A 22309-nucleotide genomic window follows, 5' to 3' on the forward strand; every position below is an offset into this window, starting at 1 on the left:
ACCGCCCATTTATTGCACTTGGCTACGTGAAGGATCATGCTGTTAGATTAAAATAGAGAAAGTGACTTTTGAAAAATTTAATAGCATGAAACCGACCGACCTTAATCTTATTCCCATTTTCACTGCCATCTATGAAGAGCGTAACTTGTCTCGGGCGGCGGCGCGTTTAAACATCACCCAGCCTGCGGTGAGTAAAGCGCTAGCAAGGCTACGTGATATCTACGATGACCCATTGTTTCATCGTTGCGTTAAAGGTGTCGAGCCTACCTCGTTTGCGATGGATATTTATCCTGCTCTTCTAGCTTCAGTACAAAATTTCACTTCGACATTATCGGCCTCTAGTGAGTTTGACCCTAAAGTGTCGAATAGAGTGTTTTCTATTGCCTGTGTGTCCGTTGCAAGCTTTGAGTTGCTACCTCAAGTCATGAAACAAATCCGTGTGTCGGCGCCAAATGTTGCATTAGAAGTACATCCGCTTTTTACGGAAGATTTTGAAAGTGATCTGCGGTTACAACGATACGATTTGATCATTGATATCACACCAAGAGCAAGAACGGTGTTAAAACTGGAAACTGTACTTACGGAGCGTTTGGTGGTGGTATGTAGCGAAGCGCATCCACGCCTGAATGACGAGATTACGGCTGAACAATTTTTTGAAGAAGAACACGTAGTGGTTTCGCAGTGGCAGAGTCGTAAGAGCTTGTTAAACGCCGATGACATTGTCGACTTGGATAAGAGAAAGATTAAGTATCGAGCCTCAGGCGTACTAGAAATGCTCCCAATTATTTGTGGTAGTGAATACATTGGTTTAATGCCAGAGTCGATGATCAACTTGTTCAATAACACCTATCATGTTAAATCTTTATCAATGCCATTTGATGAACAAATGTATGAGCTTTGCACAATCTGGCATCCTAGTCGCACAAACGACAGCGCCCATCAGTGGTTGCGTTCACAGATTAAGCAAGCAGGAAAAGTCATCAACCAATAGGAAGTGCAATGAAAAAGACAATACGTGCCATCCTTAACGGAAAAAAAGCTGGGAATCCAGAGTTAAGAGATGCAATCATGAAAATGAGAGACAAAGGCATCGACGTACAGGTGCGTGTGACGTGGGAATCTCAAGACATGCCGCGGCTAGTAAAAGAAGCGGTTGATGAAGGCATTGAACGTATTGTTGTCGCTGGTGGCGATGGGACCGTCAATGAGGCGGCTTCTGCGATTATTCAAATTGACAAAGAAAAACGTCCTGAGTTAGCAATTATTCCACTTGGTACCGCCAATGACTTTGCTACCGCTATTCAAGTACCTAATTCCATTAAGGCGTCTTTATCTCTTGCTGTTGAGGGGCAGTCCGCTTTGGTCGATTGCGTCAAAGCGAACGATCGCTGCTTTATTAACGTGGCAACAGCAGGGTTTGGCGCAGAAGTTACAGCAGAAACGCCTGTTGAACTCAAAAACTTTCTTGGCGGCGGAGCTTACACGCTAACTGGTGTTGTAAAAGCACTTGGCTTTAAACCATATGACGGAACAATAACGATTGAAGGTGGTGCGTATCAGGGAGAAATGTTGCTCGGTGCGTTTTGTAATGGGCGCCTTGCTGGAGGTGGGCAAGAGTTAGCTCCAAAAGCGATGATTAATGATGGGCTGATGGATCTAACATTGGTGCGCCCATTTTTACCTCATGAGCTGCCTAAAGTAATCGACGAGATCAATAACCCGAGTGAGAAAGGAGAGTTTGTGAAGTACACAAGAGCAAGCTGGTTGGAGATAGACTTCCCGAATCCATTGCCTCTTAATTTAGATGGAGAACCTTATCATTCGAGAACCATTAGATTTGATGTTCAGCCTAAGAGTATACGATTAGTCGTACCGCAAGATTGCCCTTGCTTGACTAGCTAAACGAGCGTTTTCCATGATTATTGCTTAACACAGCCACTAAAATGTGGCTGTGTTGCTTGTGTTGAGGTATCAGTCAACCTCTTAACGTTTTTGAATGGTCTCAACGTCTATCTGCGTAGTTGTCCAATCTGAGTCAACCTCTCCTCGAATCATTACGGTATCTTTTGGTGTCACTTCTTGACCCATCCAATCTTCGTTGTCGATCTCTACTTCGATCTCACCAGTGTTGTCTTTGAACAAGTAAGTCTCGTTACCAAATGATTGAACAATATGCCCGGTTAGCACTACAGCGCTGTCGTCGGTTGCGTTGCGCGCCTCTTTCACCGTATTGATTGCACTGACTTCTGGACCATTAAACGCGGCGAAAGCCGAGCTTGAAAGTAGGGCAAGCATGGATGTTAACAATACTCTTTTCATTATCATCTCCTTATATTAGAAGTAATAAGTTGTGCCTACGTTAAAGGATGCAGTGTTTGCGTAGCTGTCTAGTTGGTATTTAGCGTTTGCGCCAATGGTGAGCTTTGGCAACACTTGGTATTCCGCGCCCACAGAGAACATTGCGCCTAACTCGTTGCTTTTCTCCGAGCTATGGAAAAGCGTGTTGCTTATTTCCACATCGTCATTCGCGACAAGCTCATATTCTTGATGTTGAGCAACCTTGGCGTCGTATTGTGTGTAAGTTAAACCCGCTTTGAATTTTGTTGTCCATTTATCACTTAATGCATAGCTAAACACTGGTGCTAGCGAGACTTGTTTGGCTGTGATAGAGGCATCCCAATCCATTTCATGATGGTAATCTTTGCCATCAATTGTCTTGATACCAAGGTTCTTAGAACGGCCGTCATCAAGGTCAAACTGGCTGTAACCTAGCTCAATTGCCCAATTGTCATTAAACGAGTAACCGATAAAACCTGAGAAGATACCACCCTCAAGTTCTGGATTAAGCGTTACATTTTCAGATGAAAAGTGAGGTTCCAAGTCATGGTCAGTGGTGCCTAGTCCATATTCCAGACCTACATAAGGAGCCGCAGATACCGAAACTGAGCAGGTAACGAGTAACGCAAGAATGGTTTTGTTCATTTTATTTTGCCTCTTCAAATCAACTTAATGAGTAGAAGCGCATTGTGTGTGATGAAGCGTGAAGTGATCGTGAAGAAACAAAAATATTTCAGAAAAAGAGCAAGGTGCGGTAAAAAAGAAATTGTTTTAATGAATATGCGCCAAGCTCTTTATATAAAGAGAGTTAACTTGCGGCGACGTAACACACCGCAAATGGCACATTAAGGCGAGTAAACTCTTTAATCCAACGCCATTGGTTGTCTTGGAGTTTATCTCCTGGGCCTTTTACTTCAATCCATTCGAACTCGTTTCCTTTGAAAGCAATCAGATCAGGCATCCCATTGCGGTAAAGCTTTAGGTCACTCAATTGTATTTTAAATAGCGCCACCAACATGCTAGTTGGGATTGTATCGAGTGCCGTTTCGAGTAGCTCTTTACTTATTAAGCTCCAATGCACAAATGGATTGCTGATACCAAACTTCTCATCGTACCTAGTTAACAACGTATGAGTATTGCCCGTTTCCAACTCATCAAACGTCGCATCTATCAAAGCTTGGCGTTTGGTAACAAAATCAGAATGGTACAAATCTAAAGGACGGTGTTGATAGGCATTGATGAATGCGCCTTCGATGGGAGCGAAAATCGCATCCCAAAAAGTGAGACCAAGTAATGCATTAAGCAGTGCATTTTCGGCGTAAAATACAGTCCAGCCTAAGGACTCAAAATACGCTTTGCTGGCGAGTTCGACTCTCTGTTGAGATAAATCCAGTTCAAGGCGGTATTCCGTACAGGTTGGCTTCGTCACTCTTGGCACTTTCTCGCCTTGTTTTCGTTTTAACCGTTGCTCAAGTTTTTGTGCAACTTCGAGCTCAGACACATCGATCGGTGAGTTAAGCATATCTGTGACAATGTCACCAAATAAATCATCATGGTTTAATTTGTCATAGATACGTGCGCGTCGTTCTCGGCTCGGTGTGAGTTGAGTTTGGCCAAATAGAGATAGGGCGGTCTCTAGATCATTAAGCCGTTCGTAATCACGTGCTATGTCATTCAACATGTGCTCGCGTTTACGATCTACGTAACGGTGTTTAACGGGCTGAGGCATTGCCTCAATTAATAAGTCGAGATTGGCTTTGTCTTTTCGGTCAAATTGCCAGTACAGGTTGGCCAACTGGCTCAGTTCAATTAAGCGGTCTATTTGCTCACGTGAATCAAAGAAACGGCGCACTTTACTCAATTGATATTGCTCGAACTGATGCAAACCTAAGTCATCAAGCACAAACTGACTTAAGTCTTGATGGGTGTTGGCAAAAAACAGAGTGAGTAACACGTCGATCATATGAGCAGAATTGAGTTTGACGATCGTAAACTCAAGCCGCTCTATACGATCAAATTCCGTATTACTCAAATGTTCGACAAGGGCGTCTTTCTTGAGTGATTTCGGCAGTTCGGGATAAAGCGCGGAGATTTCTGGTTTGGTCAGTAAATTAGCCGCTAACTCTTGATGAGAAAGGGGTGGGGAAAGGGCTACAAACTCATGCTGACTCAATTCTGCCAGTGCTTCATTGATAGAAGGTATTTCTTGATAACTCAGCTTATCACTTCGAAACCAACATCCCTTTCGGCTGTATAAACGCACCAAAAGGCACTGGGCGTGTTTGCTCAAAGAATCAAACGAGCAAAGCCATGCGTGTTCTTCCTTGGTCAGTAAATCGCTGTACCAAGTTATTGCGTGATGAGTCAGCTTGAAGAAGTTCTCTAGATAGTAGTCTGGTGCAAGTTCGATAGGGCTTTCCATAAACGACCGATAACAAAAAAGGCTTAACCCATAGGTTAAGCCTTTTCGCTATCAAATCAATTCGCAATTATGCGTTTTTTAGCTGTGCTACTTTCGCTTCAGACAATGGCTTAGTGATGAACGCTAGTACGATACATACTGCCATCATTGCTGAAGAAATTGTGTAAGCCAAGGTGTAGCCGTCGCCATTTGTCATCGAGAAACCAACAACCGCTGCGCCGATTGCACCACCGATACCCCATGCTGTGTAAAGCACGCCGTAGTTAGTGCCGTAGTTTTTCAGACCGTAGAACTCAGCCGTTAGAGTAGGGAATACCGCTAGAAGTGTGCCGTAACCTACCGCTGCGATTGCTGTACCGATGATCAGTGTAAACTCAGAGTCGAACGTCGCGAACAGCACCATGTTTACGCCTTGTAGAACGAACGCGAGTAGAAGCGTACGAACACCGCCGATTTTATCTGCAAGCATACCCGCGGCAACACGACCGCCAGAGTTAAATACAGCAAGAATAGACGCTAGGTAAACCGCGTTTGGCAAGTTTGCTTGAACGCTTGCGATTGTCGTGATGTTACCAATGATCATTAGACCAACAGAAGCTGCAAACGCGTACATGATCCATAGAGAGTAGAACTGTGGCGTTTTCAACATTGCTTTCCAAGTTAAGTCATCTGACTTTTTCACCGCTTTAGGTGCTTGGCCTTCTTTTACTTTAGGCTCCGCAGGTGTGTAGTCTGCTGGTGGGTTGTTGATGGTTGCTGCAAGAGGAACCGCAATCGCTAGGATACCAACACCAAGAACCATAAAGCTAGTTTGAATGCCCATGCTGTCTATTAGCGCAGAAGTTACTGGCGCAAGGTAAATAGCCGCTAGACCAAAACCTGCCGCAATAATGCCGTTAACCATACCTTTCTTCGAAGCGTGGAACCACTTCATCGCAGAAGGTGATAGGCATGCGTAACCAAAGCCGATACCTGCACCTGTGATCACACCGAAGGTAATGTTCAGCATGAGTGGAGTGTCAACAAAGCCAGACGCGATCATGCCCAGACCTGTAAGAACAGTACCTAGGATAAGGATCATTCGAGGGCCCATGCGGTCTTGAAGAATACCTGCAATAAGAAGACAGATAGAGAAAGTGATGGTTGCAGTTGCGTAAGGTGCAGAAGCTTCTGCAGCACTCCAGCCTGATTCAGTTACCAGTGCCTTGTTGAATACACTCCAAGCATACAGGATGCCAAGACAAAGGTTGATACAGAACCCTGCTAACAGGATGCGCATAGCTTTATCAATCTTGCTCATTTTTATTCTCAGTTTTTCCTCTTATTGGCAATGCCGCAAAGAAGGTTGGTTTAAAGATGTTTTTTCTCAAAATTAGTTTGCGTTTTTCAACGTTTAACGCAATGAGCGCGGATTATAACCAATAAATATGTGATTGGAATCTCTTTTTACGGTTACTGATAAAATAATTTGCAACATTAAAAGTGGATGTGAATTCATGGTTTTGTATGTAGTAAGAACGTTGTAAAAAAGTGATATTTTTTGTTCGCTAATAACGAATGATGAGTCAAGACAGAGAGGTTTTACGCTGTTGAGTGCACAGTTCACATTTCAAATAAAAAATTTCAAAATGTTTCCATGTTAACCATCTGTAACAAAAATGGCGAATTTATCATCTAACTGTCGTAAGTATCAGATGCAAAGGGTTTCTTAATTTTTAATTGTTAACCTTTTGTAATAATTGAAGCTGATTAGCTTTTATGTTCATTAAGTGAGCAAAAAAGTAACTTGTAATTGCTGATTTTAGGCGCAGAATATAGTGAAAAATGAGTTTTCATTTATGAAGGGATGCTTTTTAGATTTGTTGTGAGGTGACTTATGAAACTGTTCCTATTACTCATGGCTTCGGTATCCGCTGGTATCGCATCAGCAGACCACATCCATTCATTTATGTTGGGCTTATCTATTGCTTCTTTAGCGGTAGGTAGCTGTTATTTCTTCGCATTTCGCAGCTCGCGCTTTCCACAGCTTGCTTTATTCCTACTCATTTGCGGTATGCTTTCTAAGTTGACGATAACCGTAGTCGGTGTGATGTGGGGAATGTCCGCGGAATTAATCACGTCTCCAATCGTATTCGCACTTTCATATTTATTCTTTTCGCTTGCCGTTACCTACTTATGGTTTAGCTACAGAGAGAGCATCACTAAGATTCCTGACCGATTTAAGTCAGCGTAAATCAACACATTAGAATAAAAAAAACGCCAGCACATTTGCTGGCGTTTTTAATTAAACGTAATTTTGTTCGGATATTGCTTTTAGTTTGATCGTGGCAATACCGTTAGGCACTCATTGGAACAAGCACCATAGTACCAATAATCACCGTGATAAGGCCTGCTAGAACTGGAACGGATGTGCGTTTTACAACCTCAAACGGGCTGATGTTTGCCATACCTGATGTCGCAACGATTACGCCAGATACTGGTGAGATAGTACGGCCTAGGTTTGATGCTTGAAGCATCGGGATAATTAGGAAAGCAGGGTTTAATCCCATTTTCGCAGCCAAAGATGGTGCTAACTCCACGAACGCATAGAAAGGCGCGTTACCCGAACCCGTTGCAATTGCTGCTGCAACTGTCAATGCAGTTAGAATAAGCATTAAAGCAACGCCGCCTGCACCAGCATTATCTGCTAGATGAAGTAGGTTATCGATAGCTCCGATAGACATCAGACCTTGTGCAAAAACCCCAGCGGCAACCAAAAGCATCACAACGCCTTTGAACGCGTCAGCCATGCCTGCGTAACAAGAATCTAAATCTTCTAGTGATTTCTTACCATCGAACTTATTTACAACATAATGGATCAGAGCTCCAAGGAAAATCGAACCAACCACAATAGTGTAGATGTCTAGACTAAGTCCTGGAATGGTACGACCGTTGAATAGGAAAACGCCGATGATAGGTAGAAAAGGAAGAGCTGCATAAAACGCTGGTGCGTCAGCTTTGATCTCTGATACATCAATTTTTTCCATTGGTGTATTTTCTTTCTTATCTAAGTATTTGTTCCAGAAGAACGCTGCCGCTGCCATGACGATGATTGCGCAAATAGAAACAGGCAACACAGTTTGTACCGCAAACACATCAAGCTCTAAACCAGACTTTTCTGCTGCGATAACAACATCACCAGAAGTAGGAGAAAGGATGATTGCCGCTGGAGAGGCACACACTGCAACGGCTGCTGGACGAGAAATGCCCATCGCGACCATCATTGGGAATAATGTCGCCATTAATAGTACGCCAAGGCCTGTTGCAGAACTTACCGCAAGAGACATTAAACACGCCACAATGTAAGCCGCTACCAAAAGGACGTAAGGAGACTTGATGACAGAAAGCGGTTTAGAGAACTGTTTCACTACCACGTTGTTCGCGCCGATATGAGTCATGTATGACGCAAAACCACAAAGCAGCATGATTTGCATACCAAGACCGCCACCGCGGTATTGAAGCATGTATTTCACGTATTCAAGCGCATCTGTCACCATGTTACCAGTTGAGGTGATTTTTGACGGCAGCACGTCGTGCCCCAAAACGCCAGTCATAAGAAGTAAAGCAATACCAGCGGTCAGTAACACGCCCGCAGCTTTATAGCCTTTGACAATAAAGTAACCCACCGCAATGGTAACCACTAAGCCAATTAAGAGCTCTAACATAGGGATCTCCGAATGTTATGTGAAAAAGAAAGAAACTGTTTCAGTTTATGACAAGGAATTTACAGAATTCTTAGCTGTGGCACGAGACAAATATGGGGCTTGCATGATCTGAGACAAATAATAATTTAATAAATAATTTCGTTAGATTGTATTGTTGGAATTTGGTTTTCTAAGTGTTATGTGCTGGTTTGAAGCTATTTATAGGAAGGAAAATATGACTAGGAAAGTGAATGAATAAAGAGTGAATTGATTCACAATAGGAAAAAGACTTTACTCAGTAAGCAATTATTGGAAAACACTCTTCACAACAAAAAAGCTTCGCCGAAGCGAAGCTAAGTAATCGTAAGAATGAGGATAAACTATGCGTATCGACGAACCATAAGGTTCCAACTACGCTGCTGCCGTTCGAACTCTGCTTTAATTTGCTGGTACTTCATTTTCGTTACAGAACATTCGTATTTTTTTACCACACTGGCAGTTTTGGCACCGAGTACTTCTTTGCGCATCTCGTAGTATTCCTGCATGTGATGAACTAAAGTATCAAACTCGTGCTGTAGCTGATCGAGGATTGTTTGCGTGTTCGGTTTCGATTCTAGCTTTTCTCTTGCTTTCTTCAAAAGTTGACTCGCACGGGCTTTTTCAATTCTAAATGTAGGCGTTGTGCGCAACTTAGATGTGAGTCCTAGCCAAGAACATGACTTTATCAACCACTTCGTTGGGTCGTAATGCCACCAATACACGCCATTGCGATAGTCATTCTCGAAAATATGATGGAAATTATGGTAACCCTCTCCAAATGTGAAAAAGGCGAGTACACCATTATCGCGAGCAGTGTTTTTGTCTGTGAAAGTTTGCTTACCCCAAATATGTGCGAGGGAGTTAATGAAAAAAGTCGTATGGTGACTCATAAAGAGTCGAGCCGCACCAACGACCAATAACATCCCCCAGATATCACCGTAGATCAGTCCGAGCATGACTGGGAAACCAATATTAGTCAGTAGGGCAAGTGGAACATAATACTTATGCTGCCACATGACGATTTTGTCGCGCTTTAGGTCACGGCAGTTTGTATATTCGTTTTCCTTTGATTTATTGTAATCACGTAACATCCACCCAATGTGAGAATACCAAAAACCCCGCTTGGCTGAGTACGGATCTTTATCGTTATTGTCGACATGTTTGTGATGCACACGATGATCAGAAGACCAATGTAATGCACTATTTTGCAAAGAAAATGCTCCTCCAATCGCAAAAATGGCGCGCAAAATAGGATGAGCTTCGTATGTTTTGTGGCTCCAGAGACGATGATAGCCTGCTGTAATAGAAAGGTTAGTAAAACTAAATGCAATCACTCCCCAAATTAGATGTTCCCAACCCAGTCCAAAATGATATGCATACCAAGGCATTACAATAAAAGTTAGAACAAAACTGGCAGAAAATATTAATGTATTCAACCAGATAACAGGTGGTTTGTTTTGAGTCACAGGTGTATCCCTAACTTTGAGCTAACAACTGTTCGCCAGAATATCAGCGTACACATGTAAGTCAAATTAAAGTTAGACAAATGTGATGATTCCTTTGGGTGTAGATTAAGGAACTTGATGGGATATTTTGCTTTTAATTGAATAATGAGTAGTATTAAAAAATGAGCTCTGGCTTAAGGTGTATAAAATCTGCCAAGAAACAAGTGTTATAAAGGTGGAATATACCGAGACTCTATAAAGAAGCAAAAATGTAAGAAAATAGGAATACGTAATGGATTTACGATTAGCGGAATATAAGGACTACGAGCGCATTGCGCATCTTCATGCGGATAGCTGGAAGCGTCATTACCGTGGCATTCTTAGTGATAACTATCTTGAGAAAGAAGCGATTGACGACAAACTACTGATTTGGCAAACCCGTTTGACCAACCCACCATTCAATCAGCACATTGTCTTGGCGGAGGAGGGAGGTTTGCTACTTGGCTTTGTTTGTGTGTTCGGCAACCATGATTTCGAGCGTGGAACCTTTATTGACGCATTGCATGTTGATGACAGTTACCGTGGTCGTGGGATTGGTAAGCAGCTATTACTTGCTGTCGCAGAATGGCAACAGCAGTACTTTAAAGACACAGGTCTTTATTTAGAAGTTGTGTCGCAAAACATTTCTGCGATTGAATTCTATCGCCACATTGGTGGTCAAGAGGATCAAGAGCGAACTTGGCGCGCACCTGATGGCAAAGAGGTGTTAGAAAAAGTATTCCGTTGGAAGAACGCCCAGTCATTAGTTAGTGGGATTGAGGAAAACGTGATTTACTCCTAACCTAGCGTTCTAAAACATTAGATAAGAGCAGTCTCAACACTGCTCTTTTTTGTTTATGCACCCTAACGTTATGTTTTAATGAAAGCTTTCTAGAAGTTAACCCCCATGGCTTTTAGTTCGAGCTCACATTGCTGAGCATTTTCAAACTGAATAGCAGCCATGCCAACTGCTCGGGCACCTTCAACATTGTAAGGCATGTCATCAAGAAATACTGTCTCTTCGGGGTTAAGCTGATACTTTGAAAGTAGAGTTTGGTAGATCTCCGCTTGTGGTTTTAGTAATTGAACTTCAGAAGAGATGATTGCTCCATCAAACAGTGGCCAAAACTCATAGGTAGTACGAAGATGTTCCACAATTTCGTTGATGTTGTCTGTGAGCGCATATACGCCATATCCGGCTCTTTTTACTCGTTTTAACAGCTCTATACTGCCGTAAAGTAATATTTGAGTGTGTTTTACATAATAAAAGAAGCGGTCCATTTCTTCCGTCGTTACTTGGTGTTCACGTTGATAACGCTGTTTTGCTTCCCTTTCGGAGATCGTCCCTTTATTTAAATCTTTCCAGATTTGTGATGAAAATAGCATCTGAGCCATTTTCTCTGATTCTACGGAACCACCAAATGTTAAGCGAACGATTTCTACTGGAGACCAGCGTACCAACACATTACCTACATCAAAAATGACATTTTTTATCTGGACAGAATTCATAACACACCCCAAGCCAATTGTTCTTCACCACGCTATATGCGGTGAGTGCTGTTTTTGAATCGTTGGAAAGTCGTGCCAAAGGCGCGACTTAAGTTTCTTACACAAAATGAGATTAACATCCAATTGGATACAGAGCGATTATCGCAAAATTGCACTAAACTATATGCAACTTTGTTTATTTGGTTGTAAATCAAGTGTAGCTGTCTTAAAAGATTGAAACTAAAGATAAGTATTGCGAGCTGTTTACGTCATTTCGCGCTGCTTATAAATGATGATTAATATATAATTAGTTAATAATAAAACGATAAAAGTGAATCAAAATCACACTATTGTGCGTCAGGCGGAGTAAGCAAAACAGATTATATGGACTCGATACGTAAGGTTTATCAATATGCAGAACCAAACCTAACTCTCGTTGGCTGGATGGGGTTTCTTGGCTTTCCGCTGTACTACTTTGTCTGGGAGTTTGCCTTTCCACAGGCTTATGAAAATTTACCTCTTAGATTGTTTTGCTCGTTATTGTTTTTCGGCATCATTTTTAGAAACCGCTTATCATCGACTTGGAGAGATTATGTTCCTATTTACTACCAAGTGACGATAACGCTGTGCTTACCGTTTTTCTTTTTTTATATGTTACTGATGAATGACTGGTCCAATGTATGGGTTATGTCGTTTATGTCTGCAATTTTCTTACACATTTTACTGGTTCATGTTACTAGGGTCATGTTTGCTCAAACCTTTGCTGGGATAGGTTTAGCAACATTCTTCGCTTGGGTTGCAAAAGGGTTCCATCTTGACTTGACCATGGATTGGACTCATGTGCCAATCTTTCTGTTTATTTATGTCTTCGGTAATTTGTTCTATTTTCGTAACCAAGTTGAACATGAAGCGAAAGTCTCGCTGGCAAAATCATTCGGGGCAGGGATCGCACATGAAATGCGTAACCCGTTGAGTGGGCTTTGCACTTCAATAGATGTTATCCAGTCGATCTTGCCCAACATGAAAGAGGCAGGAAAAGAGCAGTACGTCATGAGTGTAGAGGATGTCACCTTATTACGTGAAGTGAGTCAGGATGCAATGAACATTATCCAATCGGGTAATGAAACCATCGATTTATTGCTGACTTCGATTGATGAAAATCGAGTTTCTCGTTCTAGCTTCAAAAAATATTCAGTTCACTCGGTCGTTGAACAGGCAATTGAAAGCTTCAGTTATAAACGTGCCACTGATCGATTTGCCATATCGCTGGATGCGAGAAGTGAGTTTGAGTTTCTAGGTAGTGATACATTACTTAAATACGTTATGTATAACCTCTTCAAGAATGCCTTCCATCACCGTAAATCTGAAGATTTTCACATACATGTATCCATGATAAGTTCAGAACGCTTTAATCAAATTGTTGTAACCGATAATGGTGCTGGCATTGCTCCTGATGTTCTACGCAATATCTTTCAAGACTTTTACACCACTGGCAAATCAGGAAGTTATGGTTTGGGTCTACCGTTTTGTAAAAAAGTCATGCGTTCATTTGGGGGGAACATTGAGTGTCAATCTCAGTTAGGGGAGTGGTCTCAATTTACGTTAACTTTCCCACTAACGACATCTGATACCGTTACTGAAATCAAAAACGATCTGACTAAACTCAAAACCATTCTAACGGTGACTAGCCAAGATATCTTGGTGTCTAAAGTAACAGATATTAGCCGTTTTATGGGCTTTGACTCGACGATTTTAGATGCCAACCAAGTACTCAAAAAGAAAGAGTACGAGTTCGAATTCGATCTGATTTTTGTCGATCTTGAGAGCTTAGATCCAAGAGCAAACCAATTGGATAGATTAGAATCTCTCTTGTCTTTCACTGAAGCACGCATAGTTTATCTTTTTGAGCATCATCCGACTCAGAGAGCACGTAAGGCTGCATATGAACCTATTTGGATCGAAACGCAAGCCTGGTTATTGAATACTAAACCAACTATTGAGCGTCTCTTATATGATTCAAGCTATGTATCGACACCAACGGCCTCGGTGACGTTAGATAATTCAAATAAGCGCACAATTATGGTCGTGGATGATAATGAATCTTTGCGTAAATTCACGGCAATGTTACTTGAAAAGCAAGGCTTTGAAGTGATTCAGAAAGAAGACGGGCAGCAGGCTCTGGATACACTAGAGCAAGAAGATGTTGATCTCATTCTGATGGATATCGAAATGCCAATTATGGATGGTGTAGAAGCGTCTAGGCGAATTCGAAGCTCGGATAAAAACTATGCGTCGGTACCTATTATTGCACATACAGGGGATAGTTCACCTGTCACGTTGGACAAAATTGGGTCTTCGGGTATGTCTGACTTCATCGTAAAACCGGCGGATAAAAATCGTTTGTTCGATAAAATCGCAAACTGGATCTAATCATTCGCGACTTGTTTTCTTGAGGCGAGTTGCTCACAACGAATAATACGAATAAAGAGCTCAGCAAAACTGTTGAGCTCTTTAGTTTTATCTACACACTAACTTACACAAACTCTAAGTCAGGGTGTGCAAATGCTTGTTGGCAGACAGTGAGTACATGATCAACTTCAGCAGCTGTCATGTCTGCATTGACTGAAAAACGGATGATGTTTTTGTTCCTTCCAGTTGCAGGGCGGCAAAACACTGCGCCGTAAACATTTCGCTCTTCGAGAAAGTCGCGGACTCGCTCAGTGTTTCTCTCGTTACCACATTCTAATGCGATAATTTGTGATTCACTGCGAATAGTAAATCCAATGCGTTTTAAACCAACGGCTAAAGACTTGGCTCTTTCAAACAGAATATCTCGCTTATCATCTGATTTTCTTATGACGTCCAGTGTTTTCTCTAGCCGAATGATCTCTTGCGGTAATACGGTAGAACTAAATATTGCAGGGTACGCCACAAATGGAAGCGTCTTCGCCAGTTTTTCTGGGCCTAAAATCGCGCCAGCACGATAAGCAAATGTCTTGGCAAGACTAACGGTAATAAAATCTACCTTATGAGTTAAGCCAAGACCCTGCAGTATCCCCGCACCTTGTGGACCGTGTGTACCTAAAGAGTGTGATTCATCTACAACCAGGCCGCAGTCAAACTCCTGTGCTATTTCGTAGATATCACGTAGAGGAGCGATGGTCCCGATAGTGCTGTAAACCGAATCCACAACAATGATCCCTGAACCGTGACGTGAAATCTGTTTTCTTAGGTGACTGGTGTTGTTATGCATGAACGGATGAATTTGTGCTCCGGCAATACGTGCGCCTTCCCACAAAGACATATGTGCAAAGAAATCAATGTACACAGGTATGTTCGGTGCACAAATAGTCTGCAATAAACCGACATTCGCAGCCCAACCAGATTGAGAAAGTAGACAACTAGGCATACCAACGAAACTGGCTAGTTGCGTTTCAAATACAGGTTTCGATTCATCGTCTTGTAAGAAAATCGCGGACATCACGACGTTGTCATCGTGCTGGGAAATCGCATCACGATGCGCGTTTTGAATCTCCTTATTATGAGACAGTGCAAGGTAATCATTGCTTTGCAGGACAACGGCATTACACGGTGGGCGTTTACCAAGAACAAGGTGTTTTTTGTTCTCATTCGGTTCGATTAGATCTTGAATATAAAAATCTAGGCGTTCCTCGATAAAGGAGGGAAGTGGTTTGCTTTGTATAGTTTCACTCATAATAAATCTCTTCTTCATATGGAAAAACGCCAGCGCTGACACTTATTCATATTGCGGATTTTGGGGAGAGTGTCACTAACCAGGTTGCATAAGTTTGCAGACCCTTGCAAACTCGACATTTGAGGGTTGGATGGTGGCTGTAACTCTATAGGGGCCCGGGGTCTAAACTAGTTTGTGCTTAAAGTTTATACGGCGATTTTGCGGTGTTTTTTCGTGCTTCATATCTGGGATTTTGGATGAGGAATATAAAGTTTGAAAAGTGAAAAAAATGGGCGCATTAGATAACAAAAAAGGCGCGAAAATCGCGCCTTGAAACATGAGTAGATAAGAGACAAGCTTATCGCTTATTACGTAAATAGCGCTTACGACGCTCTTCTTTACGCTTCGCTTTTTCTTCTTCTTTACGGGCGGTCTCAATCTCGACTTCAATCAGCTCTTGAGTGATCATTTCTGGGCGTTCTAATGTAATTTGGCCCAAAGTGCCTTGACGAAGTTCGTGCAATAAGATCTCTGATACTTTGTGCAAGTCAACACGTCCACCTGCACGTAGTGCACCGCGGCGACGACCAATTTCTTCCATGATCTCGATATCTGATTCTGGAAGCTCTTCAATTTGATAACGCTCTTTAAGCTTGTCTGCATAATGAGCTGCTAGGTATTCAATGGTATAGAATGCGACTTCGTCATATTCCATCGCTGTATCTTTTACCGCGCCGGTAGCCGCAAGGCGGAAGCCACTGTGTGGATTTTCCACTTTTGGCCATAAAATTCCTGGAGTATCAGATAATACGATGCCATTTTGCAGGTTGATACGTTGTTGACGACGTGTAACCGCGGGTTGGTTACCTGTTACAGCGATTGTTCGACCTGCGAGGGTGTTAATGATCGTCGATTTTCCAACGTTTGGGATGCCCATGATCATGGTGCGAATGTTTTTACCAATTTCTTCTCGGTGTGGGGCAAGTTTGCGGCAAAGCTCCATGATTCGATGCACTTCTTGTGGTTCAGAAGTCGTGATCGCCATTGCTTTTACATGTTGCTCTTGCTCCAAGTGCTCAATCCACAGTTGAGTTAATTCTGGATCGGCCAAATCACGTTTGTTCAAAACTTTAACGACAGGTTTGTCGCCACGGATTTGAGAAATCAAAGGGTTTTCACTACTGAAAGGAATACGAGCATCCAGTACTTCGATGATCACATCCACTTGAGGGATTGCTTCTTCGATCTCTTTACGTGCTTTGTGCATGTGGCCAGGAAACCACTGGATTGAGTTATTAACCATTTGAATTTAATACCTTAATTTTTCTAATGCTCCAGCGGTTGTAAAAGTAGCAATGTGAGTCTTGAGTAATACAATACTAGAACGCATTTTCTAAAACTGTGTTTACTTCAAGCTGCTCGAAACCGCGGAGTTGAGCTTTCTTTCATGTTAATACGCCAGTTTATCATGGAATGATGATGAATCATTCAAGATGAAAGTAAAAAGCTATGGCGTGCAAACCTAAAAGCACACATCCCTTATGTATACCGACTCGCAGTGAATATCCGTCTGGGTGAGAGACCGAACGCAAACGCTGTGTAGTCAAAGGTGGATTGTGTTGTCAGATTGTTCTGACGAATTTTGGTTTTTTACTTTTATATCAGAGTGTTATTTTTATTTCACTATTGAGCTAAGTTTGACTTTTATCTGACAAAAACTAGTCTGAGCTTCCATTCAGAGGAAGCAGTCATGCTCAGTATTCTTAGAAGTATTACGGTATCGTCCGTCGCCTTAATTTTTTTAGCGAGTTCTTTTTGCTCAACTGCCAAACAGAGTCCTAAACCGAAGGTCATCGTTGGTGTTATTGCGCAAGACGAAGCTAAAGACTCGTTTGACGGTAGCGTTGGTCCTTCGTACGGAATTAGTCTTGAGTATTTGTCTAACATTACTAAAGCTTTGGATTATGAGTTAGAACTTCGGACTTACAAGCATATTCCGTCTTTACTTGCGGATGTCGAAAGCAAGAAGATTGATGGTGCGGTTGGATTTAGTAAAACAGCAGCAAGAGAAAAGCGTTTCTTGTTTTCGATGCCTTTCTTTTCGAGCACTATCGCTGTTTGGTATCGGAATGCCACTTACCGAGATAGTGATGCGCGTGATCTTAAATGGGTGTGTGTTGAGGGCAGTGTGTATTGTGACAACCTCACTGAACGTGGTATCGATAAGATACATTATGTTAAAACACGTTTAGAGGCGTTTAATGAAGTTAAGCGAGGTAAAGCGAACGCGCTGATTTACACTTATGTTGGTATTACCCAATATTTGGATTTGAATGACATTGTAAAAGGGGTTGTCGATATTCCCAGTTGGTTGAAAAACGAAGAGGTGAGTTTTATCGCTTCGTTGGACAAACAGAGTCTGATCGATGACATCAACAAAATCCTTCAGTGGGAGCAAAATGGAAAAAACATTCGCTCCGTCGCCTCGAAAAATCCTTACCATATCAGTGATAAGTTATTGGTAGATTACCGACGTAATCATCAAAACAAACTAGTGATAACTTACAGCAGCAGTGACGAAGCTTATCCGTTTCTCTACCGAGATTCGCAAACGGGCGAGTTAGATGGCTTCTTTCCAGATTTTGTCGACTTATTGCAGTCTCGTACTGGCTTGAGCTTTAAGTATGTGAAGCCGACGTCGAGCCTTTCAAATGGATTAACGGCATTTGATGCCGATATAGTCCCCATCTCTTATGTGGGTGAGCTACCTAAGTCAGATTGGTTGTTCACTAAACCATTCATGCACAGTAATTACGTGGCTATCCAAGCGGAGCAGAGCAAGCGCGATAAATCTGCACTGAAAGAAGCGGGTATTCTGCTCACTTTGAAAAAGCAAGGGTTAGTTCATTTGGGCACTTGGCAGCAAGGCCAAGTTGATCATTATGATGATTTGAAAAAGCTGCTTACCGATTTGAAATCGGGCGTTTTGGATGTGGCTTACATTCCTGACGACATCGTTCACAACATGATTGCACAAGATCAAGTCGATGGCTTGGTGATCAATGCGGAGGACGTTTTGACGTTCTCTAATGCATTTGCGGTTGCAAACCACAATACACAACTTCAACACATGTTGAACAGCATCATCGAAACCATTGATTCTAACGAGATCGAAAAACTGCTGCGTTCTCACCGAAGCTTCAAACTGACTTATGGCTATGACGCGGAGCAGATCGCTACATTTGTTGTTGCTGGTTCATTCATATTCTGTCTCATGTTAATTGCGGCGTATTTCATCTTATCTCACATGCGACTTAAAGTGAGGTTAGCCGAATTTAATGCTGACAATGAGGAAGCGGAAAAGCAATGGCTGATGGACATCATCAAAGAGATCAATAGCTTGGTTTTTATCCATAGTGAAAATAACCATATGGAGATGAGCAATTGTGCCAACTACAACAGTAAACAGTGCCAACAATGTAAGTTGAAAAGTGATTCTGCGCACGCTCCTCTGGTGAATAATTTTGATGAACTGACCACTGTTATCGCTGGAAAGCGTATTTCAGAAGAGGTTGCCTCGTCGGGCTGTGAACTTGATATTAAACATGTATATCGAGAACGCAAAGTCATCGCTTCTCCTAGCGGTAAGAACAAGTTTGTACTGACTGTTATTCAAGATATTACCCAGCAAAAAGAACGTGAGCAGGCGTTAATCGATGCGCAAAAAGAAGCGCAAACCGCGGTACGTGCGCGCGAAAACTTTTTGGCAACCATGAGTCACGAATTAAGAACGCCATTGTCGGCAGCACACGGCATCCTCGATTTGCTAAATCGCCAAGTGACGACAGATTCAAATCGCGAGTTAATTGCCCAAGCCATACGCTCGCTCAATCATTTGAATACGCTAGTAGACGAAGTACTGGATTATTCAAAATTAGAGGCAGGGCACTTAACCGTCGCCCCAGTTAAGACCGACTTGCTTAAAACCTTGTGCGATGTGTTTCGAAGCTTTGAACCACGAGCGCTTGCGAAAGGTTTGGATTACAAAGTGACAATCAAACCATTTTCGAATGCTTTCATTGAAATCGACGCGCTGCGATTGGTGCAAATTACCACCAATCTACTCTCCAATGCGATGAAATTCACTGCCGAAGGAGAAGTTGGAATCAGTGTCATTCTTCATGAAAAGCAGCTTATTTTGAAAGTGGCGGATTCAGGTATCGGCATGACGGATGACCAACTCGAAGGCATTCTCAATCCTTTTGTTCAAGCGGATGACACTATTACGCGTAAATATGGCGGTACTGGATTGGGGCTAAGCATTGTTGACCGATTGATCGACTGCATGGGCGGCGTGCTCTGCATCGATTCACAATTTGGCTTGGGCACGACGATTACTGTCAGACTGCCAATTGAGCATTGCGACTCTGAGCCAGACGTTTGTTTGAACTGGACGTATAGCGAGAGCTTACCACTTAATATTCGCCAGTGGTGTGACGCGTGGAAAATGCGTCCAGCGACGTTAAAAACAATGGTGGCGAACCTTCACCCTATACACGACAGCGATGCCAGTTTTAATGGCCTAATGCTGCGTGACGAACAAAGGGTACTTGGCAGTCTTACGCTAAGAGAGATTCAATATCCAGATACATTGTTCAATTTGCTCAGCCAAACGCAGCAAGAAACCAAGCTTAGTGACGTAAATCAAGAAGTGGTTTCTTGGGTTCTCGGCACGGTACTGGTCGCAGAAGATAATCCCATTAACCAAAGTGTGATAGCAATGCAGCTTCATGAACTTGGAATCGAACCTGTCATTGTGAATAACGGCCGCGAAGCATGGGAATACATCAACCAAGATGAAAACGTTGTGTTGCTGCTGACCGATTTTCATATGCCAGAAATGGATGGCTATGAGCTTGTTAGGCACGTGAAAAACTCCGAATTTAAAGCAATTCCAATCATCGGTGTGACAGCAGAAGATGCTCGTCTTGCCATTGAACGTACACAGGATATCGGCATTGATGATGTGCTCTACAAGCCCTATGACCTTAATCAATTAAAAACCGTTTTGATTCCATTTATTGGCGAAAAAGAGAGGGGTAGGCTGCCCGGCTGGATTAAACGGTTCAAAGCACAGGACGCAAAAGAGATTGCGCGCGTGTTTAGTCAATCAATGTCTACAGATATAAAAAACTTAAACGCCGCATCGACTGAGCGAGACAAAAAACGGGTCATTCATGGCATCAAAGGAGCGGTTGGGGCGATAGGGGTAAGCATGCTGACTGAGCTTTGCATTGAGGCAGAACGAGTTACTGCTGCGGAGTTTGACAGGCGAACAGCGGAGCTAATTTTACGAATCGAGCAGGAGATCGAAAACATAAACTATTGGGTAGAGACAAATGAATACACAATTTAATGTGATGGTGATTGATGACCATCCGCTACAAACCACAATACTTACGCAAATATTGGATCGCTATTGCGCGCAAGTCATCCCTTTTAACTGTGTGGATGCCGCTATTCAGAGTGTGCAGGAACAACATTTTGACGTAATTTTTTGTGATATCCAAATGCCCGGAAAAGACGGCATCGATATGATGGAAATGCTCGATAAAGTCCAGTACCAGGGGCAAGTTGTACTGGTCAGTGCAATGGAATTGACCATTATTTCTGCGGTAAGAGCCATGTGCGAGGGATTTAGCTTTGAAGTATTAGGGAAGCTGCCTAAGCCATACGATGAAAATGAAGTCGTTGATTTGTTGGGTAAAATAAAAGATGAAAAAGCGAAACAAGTCAGCTTTGCTCAACCTATTGAAGTGGAAGATCAAGAATTCCTGTTTGCTCTGGCTGAAGGGCGAGTGAAAAATTATTACCAGCCTTTAGTCGATGTGCAAAGTGGGGAAGTGCTTGGGTATGAAGCGCTCGCGCGTTGGAATCATCCTATTTATGGTGTGTTACCCCCTCATTATTTTTTGCCAATTGTAGAGCGTTGCCGCCTTTCTGGAGAGTTGTTTCAAGCTGTATTGAGTAATGTTATCTATGACATGAAACACCGCGGATTGACGCAAAACGTATCCATCAATGTAGACCATGAAAATTTAGAAGATACGGCGTTCTCTCATTACTTTTTACAGCAATGTTTAGAGAGCGAGATTGACCCATCACAAATCACCATTGAAATTACAGAGCGAGATACATTTCAGACTAGCGCGTCCCTGTACAAGAATTTACTCAAGTTGAGGATGAACGGTGTCACTGTCTCAATAGATGATTTTGGCACGGGTTCATCAACGTTTGAAAAACTGGCTCAACTGCCATTCAACGAGTTAAAAATCGATCGTTCGTTTGTACAAGGTGTCGAATGCGACATCAAAAAACGCAACATCGTTGTTGCTATTTGCGCGTTAGCGAAAAGTTTGAATATACGACTGGTCGCGGAAGGTATTGAAGACGAAGTCACACTGCAAGCGATACGTGAGTATGGGATTGATCTTTGCCAAGGCTTCTACATTGATAAACCCATGCCACTAGAAGCCATAACCATACTAAATGAAAGATATGAATAAATTGAATTACTTGATCTTTGACGATCATCCTCTCGTTTGTGTTGCAATCAAATCGTTGTTGGAAGAGTTAGGGAAAACAAATGGGGTATTTACTGCAACATCAGCGAAGATGGCATTACAAATATTGAAAAAGGAAGAAATTCAACTGTTGATCTTAGATGTGAACTTGGCAGATTGCGATGGGTTTGATTTCTACAAACGTATCAAATCCCATGGTTATGAAGGCAAAGTCATTTTCTTCTCCGCTGAAACTAGCCAAATGTACAGCCAAATGGCTTTTCGTTCTGGCGCTGATGGCTATGTGTGTAAATCGGAAAATCACGACATTCTTAAAGACGCGATAGAAGCGGTAGAGAAGGGGTATACCTTCTTCAAATTTAAGCAAGTTGTTAACAGCGTTCGAGAAATGCCACAACTTTCAAGCAGAGAAAGTGCAGTAATGAAGTATTTACTACAAGGAAAGTCCAATAGAGAAATCGCTTCAGTGCTATCAATAAGTGACAAAACAGTCAGCACATACAAACGCCGTCTATTGGATAAATTTAACGTAAAGAACATTGTTGAGCTAACAAGAGTGGCGGGGGCGTAAGACCGCA

General features: G+C 42.4%; 17 protein-coding genes. 8 read left to right on the top strand and 9 right to left on the bottom strand.

Annotated features, from left to right (window positions below; genetic code table 11):
- The first annotated feature begins 85 nt into the window (after positions 1 to 85).
- On the top strand, positions 86 to 991 hold the full coding sequence (locus N646_RS20390; protein ID WP_005376541.1) for a LysR family transcriptional regulator: 906 nt from the start codon (positions 86 to 88) through the stop codon (positions 989 to 991).
- An 8-nt stretch (positions 992 to 999) separates the two neighbouring features.
- Positions 1000 to 1902, top strand: coding sequence for a lipid kinase YegS (yegS, locus tag N646_RS20395; protein WP_017635356.1), 903 nt, complete (start codon positions 1000 to 1002; stop codon positions 1900 to 1902).
- Positions 1903 to 1983: 81 nt separating this feature from the next.
- Here the strand turns inward: yegS and N646_RS20400 are convergent, their stop codons facing one another.
- The 4 genes from N646_RS20400 to N646_RS20415 all read right to left on the bottom strand — a co-directional run bounded on the left by N646_RS20400 (position 1984) and on the right by N646_RS20415 (position 6059).
- On the bottom strand, positions 1984 to 2319 hold the full coding sequence (locus tag N646_RS20400) for a YgiW/YdeI family stress tolerance OB fold protein (RefSeq protein ID WP_017635355.1): 336 nt from the start codon (positions 2317 to 2319) through the stop codon (positions 1984 to 1986).
- Between the two features lie 15 nt (positions 2320 to 2334).
- The gene (locus tag N646_RS20405) at positions 2335 to 2982 is read right to left on the bottom strand and encodes an AcfA family outer membrane beta-barrel protein (protein WP_017635354.1); all 648 of its coding nucleotides are present in this window, start codon (positions 2980 to 2982) and stop codon (positions 2335 to 2337) included.
- A gap of 163 nt (positions 2983 to 3145) precedes the next feature.
- Complete coding sequence (locus N646_RS20410; protein WP_017635353.1) at positions 3146 to 4759, bottom strand: VRR-NUC domain-containing protein; 1614 nt, start codon at positions 4757 to 4759, stop codon at positions 3146 to 3148.
- Positions 4760 to 4826: 67 nt separating this feature from the next.
- The gene (locus tag N646_RS20415) at positions 4827 to 6059 is read right to left on the bottom strand and encodes an L-lactate MFS transporter (RefSeq protein ID WP_017635352.1); all 1233 of its coding nucleotides are present in this window, start codon (positions 6057 to 6059) and stop codon (positions 4827 to 4829) included.
- Positions 6060 to 6635: 576 nt separating this feature from the next.
- Between N646_RS20415 and N646_RS20420 the strand changes: the two genes are divergently transcribed.
- On the top strand, positions 6636 to 6992 hold the full coding sequence (locus N646_RS20420) for a hypothetical protein (protein WP_005376535.1): 357 nt from the start codon (positions 6636 to 6638) through the stop codon (positions 6990 to 6992).
- Between the two features lie 103 nt (positions 6993 to 7095).
- Here the strand turns inward: N646_RS20420 and dcuC are convergent, their stop codons facing one another.
- Positions 7096 to 8463 carry an anaerobic C4-dicarboxylate transporter DcuC gene (gene dcuC / locus N646_RS20425; protein ID WP_005376528.1) on the bottom strand — a complete coding sequence of 456 codons (1368 nt, stop codon included), beginning with the start codon at positions 8461 to 8463 and terminating at the stop codon, positions 7096 to 7098.
- A gap of 359 nt (positions 8464 to 8822) precedes the next feature.
- Positions 8823 to 9947 (bottom strand): acyl-CoA desaturase, encoded by a 1125-nt coding sequence (locus N646_RS20430; RefSeq protein WP_017821552.1) that lies wholly within the window; start codon positions 9945 to 9947, stop codon positions 8823 to 8825.
- A 271-nt stretch (positions 9948 to 10218) separates the two neighbouring features.
- Between N646_RS20430 and N646_RS20435 the strand changes: the two genes are divergently transcribed.
- Positions 10219 to 10767 carry a GNAT family N-acetyltransferase gene (locus N646_RS20435; protein ID WP_005376525.1) on the top strand — a complete coding sequence of 183 codons (549 nt, stop codon included), beginning with the start codon at positions 10219 to 10221 and terminating at the stop codon, positions 10765 to 10767.
- A gap of 89 nt (positions 10768 to 10856) precedes the next feature.
- On the opposite strand, the gene N646_RS20440 is transcribed toward N646_RS20435, so the two are convergent.
- On the bottom strand, positions 10857 to 11474 hold the full coding sequence (locus tag N646_RS20440) for an HAD family hydrolase (RefSeq protein ID WP_017635351.1): 618 nt from the start codon (positions 11472 to 11474) through the stop codon (positions 10857 to 10859).
- 363 nt (positions 11475 to 11837) lie between these two features.
- On the opposite strand from N646_RS20440, the gene N646_RS20445 reads away from it, so the two are divergent.
- Positions 11838 to 13883: a hybrid sensor histidine kinase/response regulator gene (locus tag N646_RS20445; protein ID WP_017821553.1), complete on the top strand. Its 2046-nt coding sequence runs from the start codon at positions 11838 to 11840 to the stop codon at positions 13881 to 13883.
- A 103-nt stretch (positions 13884 to 13986) separates the two neighbouring features.
- Here the strand turns inward: N646_RS20445 and cqsA are convergent, their stop codons facing one another.
- Both cqsA and ylqF read right to left on the bottom strand, forming a co-directional pair.
- Positions 13987 to 15168, bottom strand: coding sequence for an alpha-hydroxyketone-type quorum-sensing autoinducer synthase (gene cqsA, locus N646_RS20450; RefSeq protein ID WP_017635350.1), 1182 nt, complete (start codon positions 15166 to 15168; stop codon positions 13987 to 13989).
- A gap of 337 nt (positions 15169 to 15505) precedes the next feature.
- Positions 15506 to 16450: a ribosome biogenesis GTPase YlqF gene (gene ylqF, locus N646_RS20455; RefSeq protein WP_005376521.1), complete on the bottom strand. Its 945-nt coding sequence runs from the start codon at positions 16448 to 16450 to the stop codon at positions 15506 to 15508.
- Between the two features lie 447 nt (positions 16451 to 16897).
- On the opposite strand from ylqF, the gene N646_RS20460 reads away from it, so the two are divergent.
- From N646_RS20460 to N646_RS20470, 3 genes are read left to right on the top strand one after another with little or no spacing between them, the layout of a single operon-like run.
- The gene (locus N646_RS20460) at positions 16898 to 20563 is read left to right on the top strand and encodes an ATP-binding protein (protein ID WP_017821554.1); all 3666 of its coding nucleotides are present in this window, start codon (positions 16898 to 16900) and stop codon (positions 20561 to 20563) included.
- Complete coding sequence (locus N646_RS20465; protein ID WP_017821555.1) at positions 20547 to 21713, top strand: EAL domain-containing response regulator; 1167 nt, start codon at positions 20547 to 20549, stop codon at positions 21711 to 21713. The genes N646_RS20460 and N646_RS20465 overlap by 17 nt, the downstream gene beginning before the upstream one ends.
- Positions 21706 to 22302: a response regulator transcription factor gene (locus tag N646_RS20470; RefSeq protein WP_017635347.1), complete on the top strand. Its 597-nt coding sequence runs from the start codon at positions 21706 to 21708 to the stop codon at positions 22300 to 22302. The genes N646_RS20465 and N646_RS20470 overlap by 8 nt, the downstream gene beginning before the upstream one ends.
- Positions 22303 to 22309: the final 7 nt, after the last annotated feature.

This window comes from Vibrio alginolyticus NBRC 15630 = ATCC 17749, from assembly GCF_000354175.2.
In the GTDB taxonomy this organism is placed as follows: domain Bacteria; phylum Pseudomonadota; class Gammaproteobacteria; order Enterobacterales; family Vibrionaceae; genus Vibrio; species Vibrio alginolyticus.